Consider the following 16,031-nt stretch of genomic DNA (forward strand, 5'->3'; position numbering starts at 1 on the left):
CTTATTGAGGCTCTGGCGGATGATGACCGGTGACATTGTCGGTCAGGCGAGCGGTATTGTCATGGATCCAGGCGTCGAAGCGCTCCCCTTGCATCTGTTGAGGGGGTTGGCGTAGGACGGCTGGCGTTTCGCTCCAGACATGGCCACTGTCGCTGTCGTAGACCAATACCTCTGTATCAAGCTGCCAACGCTCCGCGGGGGCCTCGAGATGGGCGTCGCCCGACAGGGTCAGGGGGTTGCCGTCCGGACCCAGTTCACCGTTGTCGGCGTCGGCGATCCACTCTCGGCCGCTGTCGTCGATCAGCGCAAGGTCCGGCTGGTCCACCCGGGTGACGTCGTCGAGCGGTGTGTGCACAAGGCGTGGCGTATCGATGCGCTGATGGGGGGTGCCCTGGGCATCGAAGCGGGTCAGGCGGGCATCCACCAGGTAGTAGTCGGGCTCGCCGGCCTTGTCATTGGGTACCAGGTCGGGGACGTTGCTCTCGCGGGGGTCGAGCAACGTCAGGCCGCCACCGAGTACCAGCAGCAGGATAACCAGCCAGAAGCGAAAGCCCGGACGCAGTGCGCTCAGTTTCATGTCAGCGGTCCGTTGCTCAGGTAGCTGTCGATGATATCGTCGAGGCGGCCCTGGGCCATCAGCAGGGTGTCGGTGATCTCGCGCACCGCGCCATGTCCGCCGGCAACCTGGGTGACCCAGTCGGCGTGCTGACGAAGGTAGCAGGGGGCGCCTGGCACGGTGATGCCGACCGCACTGCGATGGATGCAGGGCAGATCCGGCAGGTCATCGCCGCAGTAGGCGACCTGGTCGAGGGTCAGGCCCAGCGAATCGCACAGCGATTCAAGGGCGGGCAGCTTGCGCTCGACCCCTTGCTGTACGTGCTCGATGCCGAGTGCTCTGGCTCTCTGGGTGACCATGGGGGAGCTGCGCCCGGTGATCAGGGCCACCTGGATGCCGGCGCGCTTGGCCAGCTTGAGGCCGTGGCCATCCAGGGTGTTGAACGCCTTCAACTCGGAGCCGTCGGCGTGGAAGTACAGTCGACCATCGGTCAGTACGCCGTCCACGTCCAGCGCCAGCAGCTTGATGTGGCGCAGGCGCTCCACCAGTTCCGGCGCGAGGGAGGCGAGAAGCTCGTGAGACATGACGGCGTTCCTTGTAAAGGGATAAATGAGGCTCAGATGACACCGGCGGCCAGCAGGTCGTGCATATGCAGTGCACCGACTGGGCGCTGCTCGTCATCGACCACCGCCAGGGCGGTGATCCGGCCTTCCTCCATCAGCTTGACCGCTTCCGCCGCCAGGGTGGCGGGGCCGATGCGTCGCCCGGGGGTGGTCATCACGTCATCCACGGTAAGCGAGCTGAAGTCCTGATGGCGATCCAGGGTACGGCGCAGGTCGCCGTCGGTATAGACCCCGGCCAGGGTGCCGTCGGGGGACACCACGCAGGTAAAGCCGAGTCCCTGACGGGTGATCTCGAGCAGGGCATCGCGCAGCGGCGAGCCCGACGGTACCGAGGGCAACCGGTCGCCGGTATGCATCAGGTCGGCCACGGTCAACAGCAGTCGCTTGCCCAGGCTGCCGCCCGGGTGGGACAGGGCGAAATCCTCGGCGGTGAAGCCGCGGGTCTCGAGCAGCGCTACCGCCAGGGCGTCGCCCAGCGCCAGCGCTGCGGTGGTCGAAGAGGTCGGGGCCAGGTCCAGTGGGCAGGCCTCGCGCTCGACCCCTGCGTATAGATGGGCTTCGGCGTGGCGGGCCAGGGTCGACTGTGCTCGGCCGGTCATGCTGATCAGTGGAATGCCCATGCGCTTGAGCAGCGGCAGCAGGGCAGTGACCTCGGCGGTTTCGCCGGAGTTGGACAGTGCCAGGACGACGTCGCCGGGCGTGATCATGCCCAGGTCACCATGACTGGCTTCGCCGGGATGGACAAAGAAGGCCGGCGTGCCGGTGCTGGCCAGGGTGGCGGCGATCTTGCCGCCGACATGTCCCGACTTGCCCATGCCGGTGACGACCACCCGGCCGCGGCAGGCCAGCAGCAGTTGGCAGGCACGGTCGAAGTCGCCGTCGAGACGCCCGATCAGGGCGTCGATGGCGTCACGTTCCAGCTCCAGGGTGCGTCGTGCGATATCGCGGACGCTCAGGGTCGGCGTCTGCGCCGAGGAGGGGTGTTTGCTCATGGCCATGATTGTTGCCGTTTACTGCCGTTGTCACAAGGGGCCTGCCGCGACCGAAAGGCCGAGCCAGGTCAGATAAAGCGCATAGGTGCAGGCCAGCAGCGCGCCGATCCAGCGCCCCAGGCGCCCTCGGCGTTGCCACAGCAGCAGCGCCGCCAGCAGCAGCGTCAGGCCAAGCATTACCGGAAAGTCGCGGCCGGCGGCTGCGGGATCGGTGGCTCCCGGCGCCAGCAGCGCCGGTACCGGCAGTACCGCCAGCATATTGAACAGGTTGGAGCCGATGACGTTGCCGATGGCCAGATCGTGGTGGCGCTTCAGCGCGCTGGCCACGCAGGCGGCGAGTTCCGGCAGGCTGGTGCCGATGGCGACGACGGTCAGACCGATCACCAGCTCGCTTACGCCAAAGGTGCGTGCCAGCTCAGTGGCGCCCCAGACCAGGGCGCGGGAGCTGGCGATCATCACCGCCAGGGTCAGCACCAGCCAGCCGATGGCCTTGCCCAGTGCCATGCCGGGAATGTCGTCGGCCATCTCCTGTTCGGCCTCGTCGGCGCGAAACAGCCACCACAGACTGAATACCAGCAGCGCGATCAGCAGGGCCGCGTCGAGGCGATCGAGGCTGCCATCGGCCAGGGCGTAGCCGGCGAGGCCGGTGGCGCCCAACAGCAGTGGCAGCTCGCGGCGCACGATGGTGAAGCGCACCGGGATCGGCACCACCAGTGCAGTCACGCCCAGTACCAGCGCGATGTTGGCGATATTGGAGCCCAGCGCATTGCCGGTGGCCAGGTCGGGGGCGCCATCCAGCGAGGCCATCACCGAGACCACGATTTCCGGGGCAGAGGTGCCGATGGAGACGATGGTCATGCCGACCAGCATGATGCTCATGCCGGCGCGGTAGGCGGTGGCGGCGGCGGCGCCGACAAAGCGATCCGCGCTCCAGAGCAGGCCCACCAGGCCCAGGGCGACGACGACAGACGGTAACAGCATGGAGAACGACTTGGTTGCAGAAAGGGCGCCCATTGAACCCTTAGATAAACCTGCGCGCAAGCGCGCAACCGGGGCACTGGCATGCTGCATTTGAGTTAAGATACGATGTTCGAAAACCGAGCGCGGCTCAAGGCGCTCTATTCTCAAGGTTCGGGCTCAGGTCTGGCCAGGCGTCGAATCCGAGGATTCGGGGCGGGCGTCCGGTCTGAACCGCCGGTTCACGGTGATACTGACTCTATAGGGACTGCGATGACGGCTTCCTCCTTGGTGGAGGTGGAGAATCTGCATTTCACGCGCGGCGACAGGGATATCTTTCGCGGCGTGGATCTCTCCATACCCCGCGGCAAGATCACGGCCATCATGGGGCCAAGTGGCACCGGGAAGACTACCCTGCTGAAACTGATCGGGGGGCAGCTCAACCCCAGTGGCGGACGCGTCCTGATCGATGGTCAGGACGTCCATCGCCTGTCGCGCAAGGATCTGTTCCAGATGCGTCGGCGTATGGGCATGCTGTTCCAGAGTGGCGCGCTGTTTTCCGATCTCAGTGTCTACGAGAACGTGGCCTTTCCGCTGCGGGTGCACACCGATCTGCCGGAAAGCATGGTGCGTGACGTGGTGCTGATGAAGCTCGAGGCGGTGGGGCTGCGTGGGGCCAGAGACTTGATGCCAGCAGAGCTGTCCGGCGGCATGACACGGCGTGTGGCGCTGGCGCGGGCGGTGGCGCTGGATCCTGAATTGATTCTCTACGATGAGCCCTTCGTCGGCCAGGATCCGATCTCCATGGGTGTGCTGGTCCAGTTGATTCGACGGCTGAATCAGGCGCTGGGCTTGACGGCGGTGGTGGTCTCCCACGATATCAAGGAGACCCTGTCCATCGCCGACTACGTCTACGTGGTCGCCGACGGGCGGGTCATGGCCCACGGCACGCCGGCGTCGCTGGACGTGGAACAGGACGCCCGAGTCAGTCAGTTCGTGCATGGTGAGCCGGATGGCCCTGTGCCGTTTCACTACCCGGCCAACGATTTTCACGATGACATTCTGGGCCAGGGGAGCCGTCCATGATCGAACGAATCACCCATATGGGACGGCGCGGCTGCGACCTGCTGGAGGCCGTCGGCCGGGCCAGCATCTTTCTCGGCCAGTCCATGCTGGGGCGCCCCTCGGCAGAAGGGTTCAGCCTGTGGGTGGCCCAGGTCTATGCGGTCGGTGTGCTGTCGTTGGCCATCGTGCTGGTGTCGGGGCTGTTCATCGGCATGGTGCTGGCGCTTCAGGGTTACACCATCCTGGTCGGGTTCGGTGCCGAGGACGCGCTCGGCCAGATGGTGTCGTTGGCCCTGTTGCGTGAACTGGCGCCGGTGGTGGCGGCGCTGTTGTTCGCCGGGCGCGCGGGCTCGGCATTGACCGCCGAGATTGGCCTGATGAAGGCCACCGAGCAGCTGACCAGCATGGAGATGATCGGCGTCGATCCGCTGCGTCGTATCGTGGCGCCACGCCTGTGGGCGGGGTTCGTCTCGCTGCCGCTGCTGACCATCGGCTTCAGCGTGGTCGGCGTGTACGGCGGCTACCTGGTCGGGGTCGAGTGGCTCGGGGTGTTCGAAGGCTCGTACTGGGGCAACATGCAGGCCAGCGTCGGCTTCTTTACTGATATCGGCAACGGCGTGGTCAAGAGCATCGTGTTCGCCATAGTGGTCACCTGGATTGCCGTGTTCCAGGGGTATGATCTGGTGCCGACCTCGGAAGGTATTTCGCGGGCCACCACCCGTACCGTGGTGTATTCCTCCCTGGCCGTGCTGGGCTTGGATTTCGTTCTTACCGCCGTGATGTTCGGCGGGCTTTCCTGATTCTGCGGAGACTGTCCATGAAGCGCAGCAAGACGATGGAGTTTGGTGTGGGCCTGTTCATGCTGGCCGGTATCCTGGGGCTGGTATTCCTGGGGCTCAAGGTCAGCGGCCTGGACCTGCAACGTGCCGACGACACCTACGAGCTCCGGGCCAACTTCGCGAATATCGGTGGGCTCAAGCCGCGGGCACGAGTGACGATGGCCGGGGTGACCGTGGGACGGGTAGAGAGCATCGAGCTGGATACCGAGTTCTACGATGCCGTGGTGGTGATGTCGCTGGACAGCTCCCTGGCCGGCAAGCTGCCGGATGACAGCACCGCGGCGATCCTTACCTCGGGCCTGCTTGGTGAGCAGTACATCGGGCTGTCGGTCGGGGGATCACCGGAGATGATCGCCGAGGGTGAGGCGATTCGTGATACCCAGTCCGCGCTGGTGCTCGAGGAACTGATCCAGCAGTTCGTGTCCAATCTGACGAAAGACTGATCCGGCAGTTTCCGGAGATACAAGGAGGCAACCCATGACCCGTTCTTTGCCCGCAATGGTTCACCTGCGCCGCTGGTTGATGGCGCTGATGATGGTGCTGGCCAGTCTGCCGGCCATGGCCCAGCAATCCCCCGAACAGCTGATTCGCGACAGCGTCAATGATCTGATGGGGATGATCGGCGGCCGAGAGGCCTACTTCATGGACCGTCCCGACGAGCTCAAGCAGATGGTCGACGAGAGTCTGCGTGGCGTCGCCGACTTTCGCTACATCGGCGCCAGTGTGATGGGCCGCTACTTCAACAATGCCACGCCGGAGCAGCGTTCGCGCTTCGTCGAGGTGTTCAAGCAGACCCTGCTCGACACCTATGCCAAGGGCCTGGTGACCTTCGAGTACAAGGAAGTTCGCGTGCTCGATAACCAGTCCGCCTCACGCTATGACGATCAGGACAGCGTCGAGATGGAAGTGGTGGCTACCGATGGCACCATCTACCCGGTCAACTACACCCTGCGCAAGTCCAACGGCCAGTGGCGGGTGGTCAATGTCATCGTCAACGGCATCAATCTCGGTCTGACCTTCCGCAACCAGTTCGATCAGGCCATGCGTGACCACAACCGTGACTACGACGCCGTGATCAACAACTGGTCGCCGGATGTCGGCGTCGACGAACTGGAGCGCGGTGCGTGAGCGTGTTGATGGAAGTGGCGTCGGCCCGCCTGCTCGAGGACGGAAGTACACTCCGGGTGTGTGGCAAGGTCGACTTCGACGGGGCCGCGGACATGGCCGAGGCAGGTCGTGAGTGGCTCCAGAGTCGGGCATCGGGCACCTCGGTGTGCCTCGACCTGAGCGAGGTGGAGCACGTCTCCAGCGCGGCGCTGACCATGATGCTCGAGTGGGCGCGTACCATTCGCCGGATCGGGCTGTCGCTCAACAGCATCAAGCTGTCGGCGCAGCTCAGGCAGTTGACCGAGCTTGCCGGTCTGGATGATCTGTTGCCTTCCAGCACCGTTACCGCCTAGCGGCGGTTGTCTGGCTGCTGGTGTCCGTGATGCGCCTGGTTCGACGTCTGAATCCAGCGCCTTGATCCGGGCTGCTCGCCCTCGCCGCTAGCCCTTCCGGCACCCCCGACCACCGCAAGGTGGCCGGGGGTGTCTTTTTTGTGACGGATGTATAGGTGGAAACCTCGCTGCGTCATCGCCAAGCGCGCCGCTTTTCTTTACCATATGCCCTTTGAGTTTTTTCGGGACGTCACGGCGAGGCTGTGGGCGTCCCCGTCATTGGTCTGGTCAAGGAGCAGGTGCATGCAACCCAGCGACGTCAAAGCGCTGCTCGAGAGCCGTGTCGACGGCTGTGAATTTCATATCCAGGGTGAAGGCTGCAACTTTCAGGTGATTGCGGTGGGCGAACGCTTCGCCGAGCTGTCACCGGTCAAGCGTCAGCAGGTCATCTATGGTGCGCTGTCCGAGGAAATCGCCTCCGGCGCCCTTCATGCGGTCAGCATCAAGACCTATACCCCCGCACAGTGGCAGGCTGCCGCCGAAAACACCGGAGCCTGATGGTACCGCCTTCATGGACAAATTGATCATTACCGGCAACGGACCCGCCGAGGGCGACGTCTGGGCCAGTGGCGCCAAGAATGCAGCGCTGCCCATCCTGTGCGCCACCCTGCTGTCCGAAGAGCCGGTCACCATCGGCAATCTTCCCCACCTGCAGGACATCACCACCACCCTGGAACTGCTCGGCCACATGGGCGTGCAGGCGGTGATGGGCGAAAAGATGTGCATTCAGCTCAACGGAGCCCAGGTCAGCGATTGCCACGCGCCCTATGAGCTGGTCAAGAAGATGCGCGCCTCGATCCTGGTGCTGGGACCGCTGCTCGCCCACTTCGGCAAGGCCGACGTATCGCTGCCGGGCGGGTGCGCCATCGGCTCGCGTCCGGTGGACCTGCATATTCGTGGCCTCGAGGCCATGGGTGCCGATATCCGGGTCGAGGGTGGCTACATCCGTGCTACCACGCCGGGCCGCCTCAAGGGTGCCACCATCTTCTTCGATACCGTGACCGTGACCGGTACCGAGAACCTGCTGATGGCCGCGACCCTGGCCGACGGCACCACGGTGCTCGAGAACGCCGCCAAGGAACCCGAAATCGTGGATCTGGCCGAGTGCCTGATCAAGATGGGTGCCGATATCCGTGGTCACGGTACTGACACCATCACCATCGAAGGGGTGGAGCGGCTCCACGGGGCTCGCCACGACGTCATGCCGGACCGTATCGAGACCGGCACCTTCCTGGTCGCAGCGGCGCTCAGCCGTGGCCGCGTTCGGGTGCGTCGTACCCGTGCCGACATTCTCGAGGCGGTGCTGGCCAAGCTCGAGGAGGCGGGGGCCAGGATTACCACCGGTGAGGACTGGATCGAGCTGGACATGGAAGGGCGCAGGCCCAAGGCGGTCAATATCAGGACCGCTCCCTATCCGGCCTTTCCCACCGACATGCAGGCCCAGTTCGTGGCCATGAATGCGGTGGCCGAGGGCTCCTCGCGAGTGGTCGAGACGATCTTCGAGAATCGTTTCATGCACGTGCAGGAGTTGAACCGCATGGGCGCCAACATCGCCCTGGAAGGCAACACTGCCGTCATCGAAGGCGTCGAGCATCTGTCCGGTGCACCGGTGATGGCCACCGATCTGCGCGCTTCGGCCTCACTGGTGATCGCGGCGATGATGGCCAAGGGCGAGACCCTGGTCGATCGTATCTACCACATCGATCGCGGCTACGAATGCATCGAGGAAAAGCTCCACCTGCTGGGTGCTCGGATCAAGCGCGTCCCGGGCTGAGCTTTCTTCGCCCAGCCGGCTCGGACTGCCCGAGCCGGCGCGGGGAAACACGCCACATTGACTTCCAACCCGACAACCGGGCGAGACCATGAGCAAGCAATTGATAGTGGCGCTCTCCAAGGGGCGCATTCTCGACGAGACGCTGCCACTGCTGGCGGATGCCGGCATCCGGCCCGCCGAGGACCTGGGCAAGAGTCGCAAGCTGTTGTTCGACACCAATCTGCCAGACGTCAAGCTGGTGGTGATTCGTGCCACCGATGTGCCGACCTATGTGCAGCTGGGGGCGGCGGACCTGGGGGTAGCCGGCAAGGATGTGCTGCTGGAGCACGGTGCCGAGGGGCTCTATGAGCCGCTGGACCTCAATATCGCGCGTTGCAAGCTGATGACGGCTGGTATTCAGGGTGCCGAGCCCGCCCGTGCCCGGCGTCGGGTGGCGACCAAGTTCGTCAATGTGGCGCGGCGCTATTACGCCGAGCAGGGCATCCAGGCCGAGGTCATCAAGCTGTACGGTGCGATGGAGCTGGCGCCGCTGATGAACCTGGCCGACGAGATCGTCGATATCGTCGATACCGGCAATACGCTGCGTGCCAACGGTATGGAGCCACGGGAACTGATGGCCCATATCAGCACCCGGTTGGTGGTCAATCAGGCCTCGATGACCATCAAGCATGATCAGATCAAACCGCTGCTGCGCCGCTTGAGCGACGCCGTCGAGGCGCGGCGGCAGGCGGCAAGCTGAGCGCACCAGCCAACGGAACCTGAGGGTTCTCAACGTATGGCCAAGACAGAAGCGGAGATTTCCGACATGAGCCAAGACACGCCCCTGGTGGCCCGACTCTCGACCCGGGACGAGGATTTCGAGTCCCGTCTCACCGACCTGCTGGCGTGGGAAGGCGTGTCGGACCATGGTGTCCAGCAGGCGGTCTCCGAGATCATCAGCCAGGTGCGTCGGGAGGGGGATGCCGCCCTGGTGGCGCTGACCTGTCGCCTCGATCGCCTCGAGGCCTCGAGCATGGCGGATCTGACCCTGGGGGCCGATCGTCTCGAGGCTGCCTACGCCGCTCTGCCCGACGACCAGCGTCAGGCGCTGGCCACCGCCGCCGAGCGTATCCGCGTCTACCACGAACGCCAGAAGCCCACTTCCTGGCAGTACACCGAAGATGACGGCACCGTGCTGGGGCAGAAGGTGACGCCGCTGGATCGCGCCGGTATCTATGTGCCCGGCGGCAAGGCCGCCTATCCCTCATCGGTGCTGATGAACGCTGTGCCGGCCCACGTGGCGGGAGTGCGGGAGATCATCATGGTGGTGCCCACGCCCGACGGCGTGGTCAACGATCTGGTGCTGGCGGCGGCGCATCTGGCCGGGGTCGACAAGGTGTTTACCCTGGGCGGTGCCCAGGCCGTGGCGGCGCTGGCCTATGGCACCGAAAGCGTGCCCAGGGTCGACAAGATCGTCGGGCCGGGCAACATCTATGTGGCCACCGCCAAGCGCGCGGTCTTTGGCCAGGTGGGGATCGACATGATCGCCGGGCCCTCCGAGATCCTGGTAGTGTCCGACGGCCAGACCAATCCTGACTGGCTGGCCATGGACCTGTTCTCCCAGGCAGAGCACGACGAAGACGCCCAGGCGATCCTGGTCAGCTGGGACGTGGAGCATCTGGCGGCGGTGGAAGCGTCCATGGAACGGCTGCTGCCGACGCTCGAGCGCGAAGCCATCGCCGGGGCCTCGCTGCGTACGCGCGGTGCACTCATCGCCTGTCGTGACGAGGGCGAGGCGCTGGAGTTGATCAATCGCATCGCGCCGGAGCACCTGGAGTTGTCGGTGGAGCACCCGGAGCGACTGGCGGAGCAGGTGCGCCATGCCGGTGCCATCTTCATGGGACGGCATACCGCAGAGGCGCTGGGCGACTACTGCGCTGGTCCCAATCACGTGCTGCCGACCTCGGGTACGGCGCGCTTCTCGTCACCGCTTGGCGTCTACGACTTCCAGAAGCGCTCTTCGATCATTCACTGCTCGCCACAGGGGGCTTCTACCCTGGGCAAGACCGCCTCGGTGCTGGCTCGTGGTGAATCGCTGACCGCCCACGCGCGTTCGGCGGAGTACCGCATCAAGGATTGAAGCGACGCAGGGCCGGTGGTCGTTGTGACCGAGCGCCCCCGGCCCCAGACAGGCATCCAGACATGAAAAGGCCCGGAGCAATTCCGGGCCTTTTCATGTCTGGACGGTGGGGCACGCCTGGACACTGCCTCTGCGTTACCCACCTCGGAGTGCGTCTCAGGGAGCTGACTGGCTGCTGCCGGTCTGCTGCGACTGGGATTGGGGCGTGGGGCGCTCGCCGACTTCCAGTTCCACCTCGATCGGCTTGCCGTCGCGGGCGACGCTGACGGTCAGGGTGGTGCCGGGAGCCACCGCAGCGATGTCGCTCATGGTGCGACGCGGATCGATCACCGCGCGACCGTCGACCTCCAGCAGCACGTCTCCGGGTTTCAGTCCCGCCCGGTCGGCAGGTCCCTGGGACACCACGCCGGCGATGATTACCCCGGCTGGCGCCTGCAGGCCGAAGGAAGCGGCCAGTTCCTGGTTCAGCTCCTGGGCCTCGATGCCGAGCCAGCCGCGGATGACCCGGCCGTGGGTGACCAGCTCGTCGAGGATGCTGCGGGCCAGGTTGGCCGGGATCGCGAAACCGATACCCTGGGAGCCCCCCGAGCGGGAGAAGATGGCGGTGTTGATGCCGACCAGGGCGCCGTCGGGGTTGATCAGGGCGCCGCCGGAGTTGCCCGGGTTGATCGCCGCATCGGTCTGGATGAAGTCCTCATAGGCGTTGAGTCCCAGATGGCTGCGACCGGTGGCGCTGATGATGCCCATGGTCACCGTCTGGCCGACCCCGAAGGGGTTGCCGATGGCCAGCGAAACGTCGCCCACCGCGACCTTGCGCGAGTCGGTCAGCTCGATCACCGGCAGGTCGCCGAGATCGATCTTGAGTACCGCCAGGTCGCTTTCGGGATCGGTGCCGATGACCCGGGCCAGGGTCTCGCGGCCGTCGCGCAGCGCCACCTGGACCTGGTCGGCGCCGCTGATGACGTGGTGGTTGGTCAGCACGTAGCCGTCCTCGCTGACGATGACGCCGGAGCCAAGGCTCGAAAGCATGCGTTGGCGCGACGGCACGTCATTGTTGCCGAAGAACTGGCGGAAGAAGGGGTCTGACATCAGCGGGTGGGTTTCCCGTTCCACGACCCGCGAGGAGTAGACGTTGACCACCGCGGGCGCGGCCTTCTCCACCGCCTCGGCGTAGCTCACGGGGCCGCCACGGCGGTCCAGCGGCGCAGCTTCCTTGACCTCAGGGGCAGGCCGTTGCGGTGCCTGCTGCTCGGTGGGTGTCGCTGGTGGCGTGGCGGGAACTACCGTCAGGCTGTCACCGCTCGGTGACGGTAGTCTGCCGAGCCGTTCGGGGAAGGCATTGATCAGCACGATGGCGAGCAGAATGCCGATGAGGACCGGCCAGATATAGGTCGAGAGGGTGCGTCGCATGCGGCGATGATCCTTGGCGCTTGGCAGTGAGGCGGTCGCGGGCCGGCGGGGCGGTGCGTACAATGTGCGCCATTGTAGCATCGCCAACCTGATGCTTGTTTGGAGCTATTTCAGGAGATCTCATGATAGACCGCGACGAACTGGTATCGGCCTGCGAGCAGCTGCTGGAGGCCCGGCGCTTCAAGGACTACACCGAGAACGGGCTGCAGGTGGAGGGCGCACGCACGGTCACCCGTGTGCTCTCCGGCGTCACCGCCTGTCAGGCGCTGCTTGACGAGGCGGTGCGCTGGCAGGCCGATCTGGTGCTGGTGCACCACGGCTACTTCTGGAAGAACGAGCCGGTGGCGGTTACCGGCATGAAGCGCCGGCGGCTGGCGACCTTGCTGGCCAACGACATCAACCTGCTGGCCTACCACCTGCCATTGGACGCCCATCCCGAGCTTGGCAACAATGCGACCCTGGCGCAGCGCCTGGGGTGGACGGTGGAGGGAGCGCTGGACGCGCCCATGGGCGAAGGGCTTCTGTGGCACGGTCGGCTGGAAAGGCCAATGGGCGTTGCCGAGCTGGCTGCCCAGGTAGGAGCGTCGCTGGCACGCGAGCCGTTGGTGATCGAGGCGCCTGGTACCGAGGCGGTGAGTCGAATCGCCTGGTGTACCGGCGGCGCCCAGGACATGATCATCCCGGCCGCCGAGGCCGGTGCCGAGGTGTTCGTTTCGGGCGAGATATCCGAGCGCACCACCCACCTGGCGCGGGAGATGGGGATCCACTATCTGGCGGCGGGTCATCACGCCACCGAGCGCTACGGCGTCCAGGCGTTGGGGGAATGGCTGGCGCAGCGCTTTGGTGTCGAGCATCGCTTCGTCGACATCGACAACCCTGCCTGATCGGCAAGCGCCATCGACCGCTTGTGTCGCTGCCAACGCCAGAGCCCGCACCAGTGTGCGGGCTCTGTCATGGCGGGGTGGTCAGTAACGTGGCGGGCGCGGTTCTGCGTTCTGGTCGTCATTGGCCTGGCGCAGACCGAAGTCCTCTGACAGGGTGCCGCGGTTGCCGTCGGCGTAGTCCCGCGGAATGGCGATATCATCGCTGGTCTCGCCGGGTTCGCTGGGCGGTGTCACCTCGCCGCCGATGGCCTTGCTGCCAAGCTGGCGCGCCGACTCGTGAAGTTGGCGCTGCAGGGTGAGGGCGTCATCGCAGACCTGCCGGGCCAGGTCGTCCATCTGTTGCAGGTGATCGTCGACACCGTCTTTCCACTCGGTCAGCTGGCGTTCCCGTTCGGTCAGCTTGAGGCGCAGCCTTTGGGCACTGCGTGCGCCGCCGTTGAGCAGGTGGTAGCCCAGTGCGCCGAGTCCAATTCCGGCCACCAGGCAAGCCGCCGCCAGGATCATGTTGAAGTTGCTTGGTTCCACGTAGTTCTCCCTGAGCTCTTTCGGACGACCCGCGGCCGCCGCCGGCCTGGCCGACGGCCCATTATAGAGGCGTTGGCTCATAAAGGGTCAATGGCCTGGGGCCTCCCTTGTCGTGCTGGCGTGATGCGCTGTTGCCGGTCGCGGCCTGGGACCTGCCATTCCTGTGTGGTCTGCGTATAATGCGGCTCCGAACTTGTTGACAGTCAGGACGCTACATGAGCTCTTCCCCGTCGAGCAGTGGTCGGCCAGAAACTCCGCTGGAACGCTACCGGCGCGACCTCCAACGTGATGATTTCACGGAGGATGCCGCCCAGGCCAATGCCGTGGCGCATCTGCAGCGACTGTATGACGAGCTGGTGGCAGCGCCCAGGGCCAAGGCGCCGGCGGCGGCGGCGCGTGACGGCTGGGCGTCGAAGGTGAAGGGCCTGTTCGGGCGCAAGGAGGAAGAGCAGGAGCCGGCGCTGCCAGCCATCTCCGGGCTCTATTTCTGGGGCGGAGTCGGTCGTGGCAAGACCTACCTGGTTGACACCTTCTACGAAGCGCTGCCGTTTCCCCAGAAGATGCGCACCCATTTCCATCGCTTCATGCAGCGTGTCCACAACGAGCTGGATCACTGCAAGGGCGAGAAGAACCCGCTCCGGCTGATCGCCGGCAAGTTTGCCGAGGAGGCGAGGGTGATCTGTTTTGACGAATTCTTCGTCAAGGACATCACCGATGCCATGATTCTGGCCAATCTGCTCGAGGCGTTGTTCGAGCGCGGTGTGGTGCTGGTCGCCACCTCCAACATCGTGCCGGACGATCTGTACAAGGATGGCCTGCAGCGTTCTCGCTTTCTGCCGGCCATCGATCTGCTCAAGCGCCACTGTGAGGTGGTCAACGTCGATTCCGGCGTCGACTATCGACTGCGGGCGCTGGAGCGCGCCGAGATCTTCCATTCGCCGCTGGACGAGGCGGCGGATCAGGAGCTCGAGCGCAGCTTTCGCGAGATCGCCGGTCAGGCGGGGGAAGAGCAGGTGCCGGTGGAGATCAACCATCGCATCCTCAAGGCGCGTCGACTGCACGAGGACGTGGTCTGGTTCGACTTTCTCGAGCTGTGCGACGGGCCGCGCAGTCAGAACGACTACATCGAGCTGGCTCGCGAGTTCCACACGGTCCTGGTGTCCTGTGTGCGGCGCATGGACGCCGCCACCGACGATCAGGCCAGGCGCTTCATCAACATGGTCGACGAGTTCTACGACCGTGGCGTCAAGCTGTTGATGTCCGCCGAAGCGCCGGCAGAGGCGCTCTATGAGGGTGGCAAGCTGGAGTTCGAGTTCGAGCGCACTCTGTCCAGGCTTCAGGAGATGCAGTCCCGGGAGTACCTGGCGCTGCCCCACAAGCCTTGAGCCGACGGTGATTGCGTGTGTCCGAGGGGGTGACGGCACGCTTTCGCTCATGTAGAATGCGCGCTCGCTCGACCGTTGTGGCGGCATCGTCCGGATTTCCGGGTGCCGCGCAACCAAGAAAAATAGGGATGATCTCTTCGCGGCGTGGTCTCGCTGAACACCTGTCGGGTGTCCACAACACGACGAAAGGGATCCAACACATCGAATTGGTGATTTCATCCATGAAGACGTTCAGTGCTAAGCCGCAGTCCGTCCAGCGCGACTGGTATGTCGTCGATGCCGCGGACAAGACGCTCGGTCGTCTGGCTACCGAAATTGCTCGCCGCCTGCGTGGCAAGCACAAGCCGGAATACACTCCTCACGTTGATACCGGCGACTACATCGTCGTGATCAATGCCGAGAAGGTTAAGGTCACCGGCAACAAGGCCAGCGACAAGATGTACCATCGTCACACCGGTTACCCGGGTGGCCTGCGTTCCATGACCTTCAGCCAGCTGATCGACCACGCTCCCGAGCGTGTCATCGAAGGTGCCGTCAAGGGCATGCTGCCGAAGGGTCCGCTGGGCCGTGCCATGCACGCCAAGCTCAAGGTCTACGCCGGTTCCGAACATCCGCACGCTGCCCAGCAGCCGCAAGAACTGAACATCTGAGGGGATCTTCGCCATGACACAGCAGTATTACGGTACCGGGCGCCGCAAGACCTCAACCGCGCGCGTCTTCCTCAAGCCGGGCACCGGCAAGATCACCGTCAACAGCCGTGACCTGAACGAATACTTCGGTCGCGTGACTGGCCGCATGGTGGTTCGCCAGCCGCTGGAACTGACCGAGACCCTCGGCCAGTTCGACGTCTATGTCACCGTCAAGGGTGGCGGCGGCAGCGCCCAGGCCGGCGCCATTCGTCACGGCATCACCCGTGCCCTGATGCAGTACAACGAGGACTTCCGTCAGCCGCTGCGTGCTGCCGGCTACGTCACTCGTGACGCACGTGAAGTCGAGCGTAAGAAGGTCGGTCTGCGCAAGGCGCGTCGTCGCCCGCAGTTCTCCAAGCGTTAATCACCCACGCTTGCCGATCAACAACGCCCGGGCCATTGGCCCGGGCGTTGTCGTGTCCGGGGTTCGAAAAATTGTGTGCTGTAGTGCTCTGGTGGTGGGGATCATCGGGTCGCCTGGCGGCGCTTGTTTCCCTCGTTAATCTGTCATCGTCTATGCCTTTTGAGCCGCCCTGTCCCTCAAGGCGAACAGGCACAGTGGTATAAAGTTGTTCCACGTCAATTGTCTGGGGCTTGCGCAGGGGGTCTGGGTCAGCCGGCTTCTTGTGCCGGTGGGGGGGATTTCCTAACATACAATCCACTTGTATCCGTGGTCACGGACATTCAAGGGGCCGTGAAAACAACAACGGATAA

19 protein-coding genes are annotated in these 16,031 nt (G+C 64.7%); 13 read left to right on the top strand and 6 right to left on the bottom strand.

Translation table 11 applies throughout. The features are described from left to right. Position 1: 1 nt before the first annotated feature. From lptC to NFG57_RS07335, 4 genes are read right to left on the bottom strand one after another with little or no spacing between them, the layout of a single operon-like run. Positions 2-577 (bottom strand): LPS export ABC transporter periplasmic protein LptC, encoded by a 576-nt coding sequence (gene lptC, locus NFG57_RS07320; RefSeq protein ID WP_108132651.1) that lies wholly within the window; start codon positions 575-577, stop codon positions 2-4. Continuing rightward, a complete protein-coding gene (locus tag NFG57_RS07325) occupies positions 574-1,140 on the bottom strand; it encodes an HAD hydrolase family protein (RefSeq protein ID WP_108132652.1) in 567 nt (188 codons plus the stop codon). Before NFG57_RS07325 ends, lptC begins: the two co-directional genes overlap by 4 nt. Before the next feature lie 32 nt (positions 1,141-1,172). Then, positions 1,173-2,171 (bottom strand): KpsF/GutQ family sugar-phosphate isomerase, encoded by a 999-nt coding sequence (locus tag NFG57_RS07330; RefSeq protein ID WP_108447960.1) that lies wholly within the window; start codon positions 2,169-2,171, stop codon positions 1,173-1,175. Between the two features lie 30 nt (positions 2,172-2,201). After that, on the bottom strand, positions 2,202-3,152 hold the full coding sequence (locus NFG57_RS07335) for a calcium/sodium antiporter (RefSeq protein ID WP_108195019.1): 951 nt from the start codon (positions 3,150-3,152) through the stop codon (positions 2,202-2,204). A 249-nt stretch (positions 3,153-3,401) separates the two neighbouring features. On the opposite strand from NFG57_RS07335, the gene NFG57_RS07340 reads away from it, so the two are divergent. The 9 genes from NFG57_RS07340 (at position 3,402) to hisD (ending at position 10,424) form a co-directional block, all read left to right on the top strand. Beyond that, the gene (locus NFG57_RS07340; RefSeq protein ID WP_045993258.1) at positions 3,402-4,214 is read left to right on the top strand and encodes an ATP-binding cassette domain-containing protein; all 813 of its coding nucleotides are present in this window, start codon (positions 3,402-3,404) and stop codon (positions 4,212-4,214) included. After that, positions 4,211-4,993: a lipid asymmetry maintenance ABC transporter permease subunit MlaE gene (mlaE, locus tag NFG57_RS07345; protein ID WP_045993259.1), complete on the top strand. Its 783-nt coding sequence runs from the start codon at positions 4,211-4,213 to the stop codon at positions 4,991-4,993. The genes NFG57_RS07340 and mlaE overlap by 4 nt, the downstream gene beginning before the upstream one ends. A 17-nt stretch (positions 4,994-5,010) precedes the next feature. Next, a complete protein-coding gene (gene mlaD / locus NFG57_RS07350) occupies positions 5,011-5,475 on the top strand; it encodes an outer membrane lipid asymmetry maintenance protein MlaD (RefSeq protein WP_045993260.1) in 465 nt (154 codons plus the stop codon). A 34-nt stretch (positions 5,476-5,509) separates the two neighbouring features. Further along, positions 5,510-6,160: an ABC transporter substrate-binding protein gene (locus NFG57_RS07355; RefSeq protein WP_045993261.1), complete on the top strand. Its 651-nt coding sequence runs from the start codon at positions 5,510-5,512 to the stop codon at positions 6,158-6,160. Beyond that, on the top strand, positions 6,157-6,492 hold the full coding sequence (locus tag NFG57_RS07360; protein ID WP_045993262.1) for an STAS domain-containing protein: 336 nt from the start codon (positions 6,157-6,159) through the stop codon (positions 6,490-6,492). The genes NFG57_RS07355 and NFG57_RS07360 overlap by 4 nt, the downstream gene beginning before the upstream one ends. A 282-nt stretch (positions 6,493-6,774) precedes the next feature. Then, positions 6,775-7,029 carry a BolA family protein gene (locus NFG57_RS07365; protein WP_045993263.1) on the top strand — a complete coding sequence of 85 codons (255 nt, stop codon included), beginning with the start codon at positions 6,775-6,777 and terminating at the stop codon, positions 7,027-7,029. Between the two features lie 13 nt (positions 7,030-7,042). Beyond that, positions 7,043-8,305 carry a UDP-N-acetylglucosamine 1-carboxyvinyltransferase gene (murA, locus tag NFG57_RS07370; RefSeq protein ID WP_108132653.1) on the top strand — a complete coding sequence of 421 codons (1,263 nt, stop codon included), beginning with the start codon at positions 7,043-7,045 and terminating at the stop codon, positions 8,303-8,305. An 88-nt stretch (positions 8,306-8,393) separates the two neighbouring features. Beyond that, the gene (gene hisG / locus NFG57_RS07375; protein ID WP_045993265.1) at positions 8,394-9,044 is read left to right on the top strand and encodes an ATP phosphoribosyltransferase; all 651 of its coding nucleotides are present in this window, start codon (positions 8,394-8,396) and stop codon (positions 9,042-9,044) included. 66 nt (positions 9,045-9,110) lie between these two features. Then, positions 9,111-10,424, top strand: coding sequence for a histidinol dehydrogenase (gene hisD, locus NFG57_RS07380; protein ID WP_348815792.1), 1,314 nt, complete (start codon positions 9,111-9,113; stop codon positions 10,422-10,424). A gap of 156 nt (positions 10,425-10,580) precedes the next feature. On the opposite strand, the gene NFG57_RS07385 is transcribed toward hisD, so the two are convergent. Next, the gene (locus tag NFG57_RS07385; RefSeq protein WP_222516955.1) at positions 10,581-11,834 is read right to left on the bottom strand and encodes a Do family serine endopeptidase; all 1,254 of its coding nucleotides are present in this window, start codon (positions 11,832-11,834) and stop codon (positions 10,581-10,583) included. Between the two features lie 122 nt (positions 11,835-11,956). Between NFG57_RS07385 and NFG57_RS07390 the strand changes: the two genes are divergently transcribed. Next, positions 11,957-12,718, top strand: a complete 762-nt coding sequence (locus NFG57_RS07390; protein ID WP_348815793.1) for a Nif3-like dinuclear metal center hexameric protein — start codon at positions 11,957-11,959, stop codon at positions 12,716-12,718. A gap of 81 nt (positions 12,719-12,799) precedes the next feature. Here NFG57_RS07390 and NFG57_RS07395 read toward each other — a convergent pair whose 3' ends face one another. Beyond that, positions 12,800-13,243: a DUF1043 family protein gene (locus NFG57_RS07395; RefSeq protein ID WP_052704392.1), complete on the bottom strand. Its 444-nt coding sequence runs from the start codon at positions 13,241-13,243 to the stop codon at positions 12,800-12,802. Between the two features lie 215 nt (positions 13,244-13,458). On the opposite strand from NFG57_RS07395, the gene zapE reads away from it, so the two are divergent. The 3 genes from zapE (at position 13,459) to rpsI (ending at position 15,681) form a co-directional block, all read left to right on the top strand. After that, positions 13,459-14,628: a cell division protein ZapE gene (zapE, locus tag NFG57_RS07400; protein ID WP_348815794.1), complete on the top strand. Its 1,170-nt coding sequence runs from the start codon at positions 13,459-13,461 to the stop codon at positions 14,626-14,628. A gap of 221 nt (positions 14,629-14,849) precedes the next feature. After that, a complete protein-coding gene (rplM, locus tag NFG57_RS07405; RefSeq protein ID WP_045993422.1) occupies positions 14,850-15,278 on the top strand; it encodes a 50S ribosomal protein L13 in 429 nt (142 codons plus the stop codon). A 13-nt stretch (positions 15,279-15,291) separates the two neighbouring features. Next, positions 15,292-15,681, top strand: coding sequence for a 30S ribosomal protein S9 (gene rpsI / locus NFG57_RS07410; protein WP_045993363.1), 390 nt, complete (start codon positions 15,292-15,294; stop codon positions 15,679-15,681). Positions 15,682-16,031 lie beyond the last annotated feature (350 nt).

Origin of the sequence: Halomonas sp. H10-59, from assembly GCF_040070555.1 — a bacterium.
GTDB lineage: Bacteria > Pseudomonadota > Gammaproteobacteria > Pseudomonadales > Halomonadaceae > Halomonas > Halomonas litopenaei.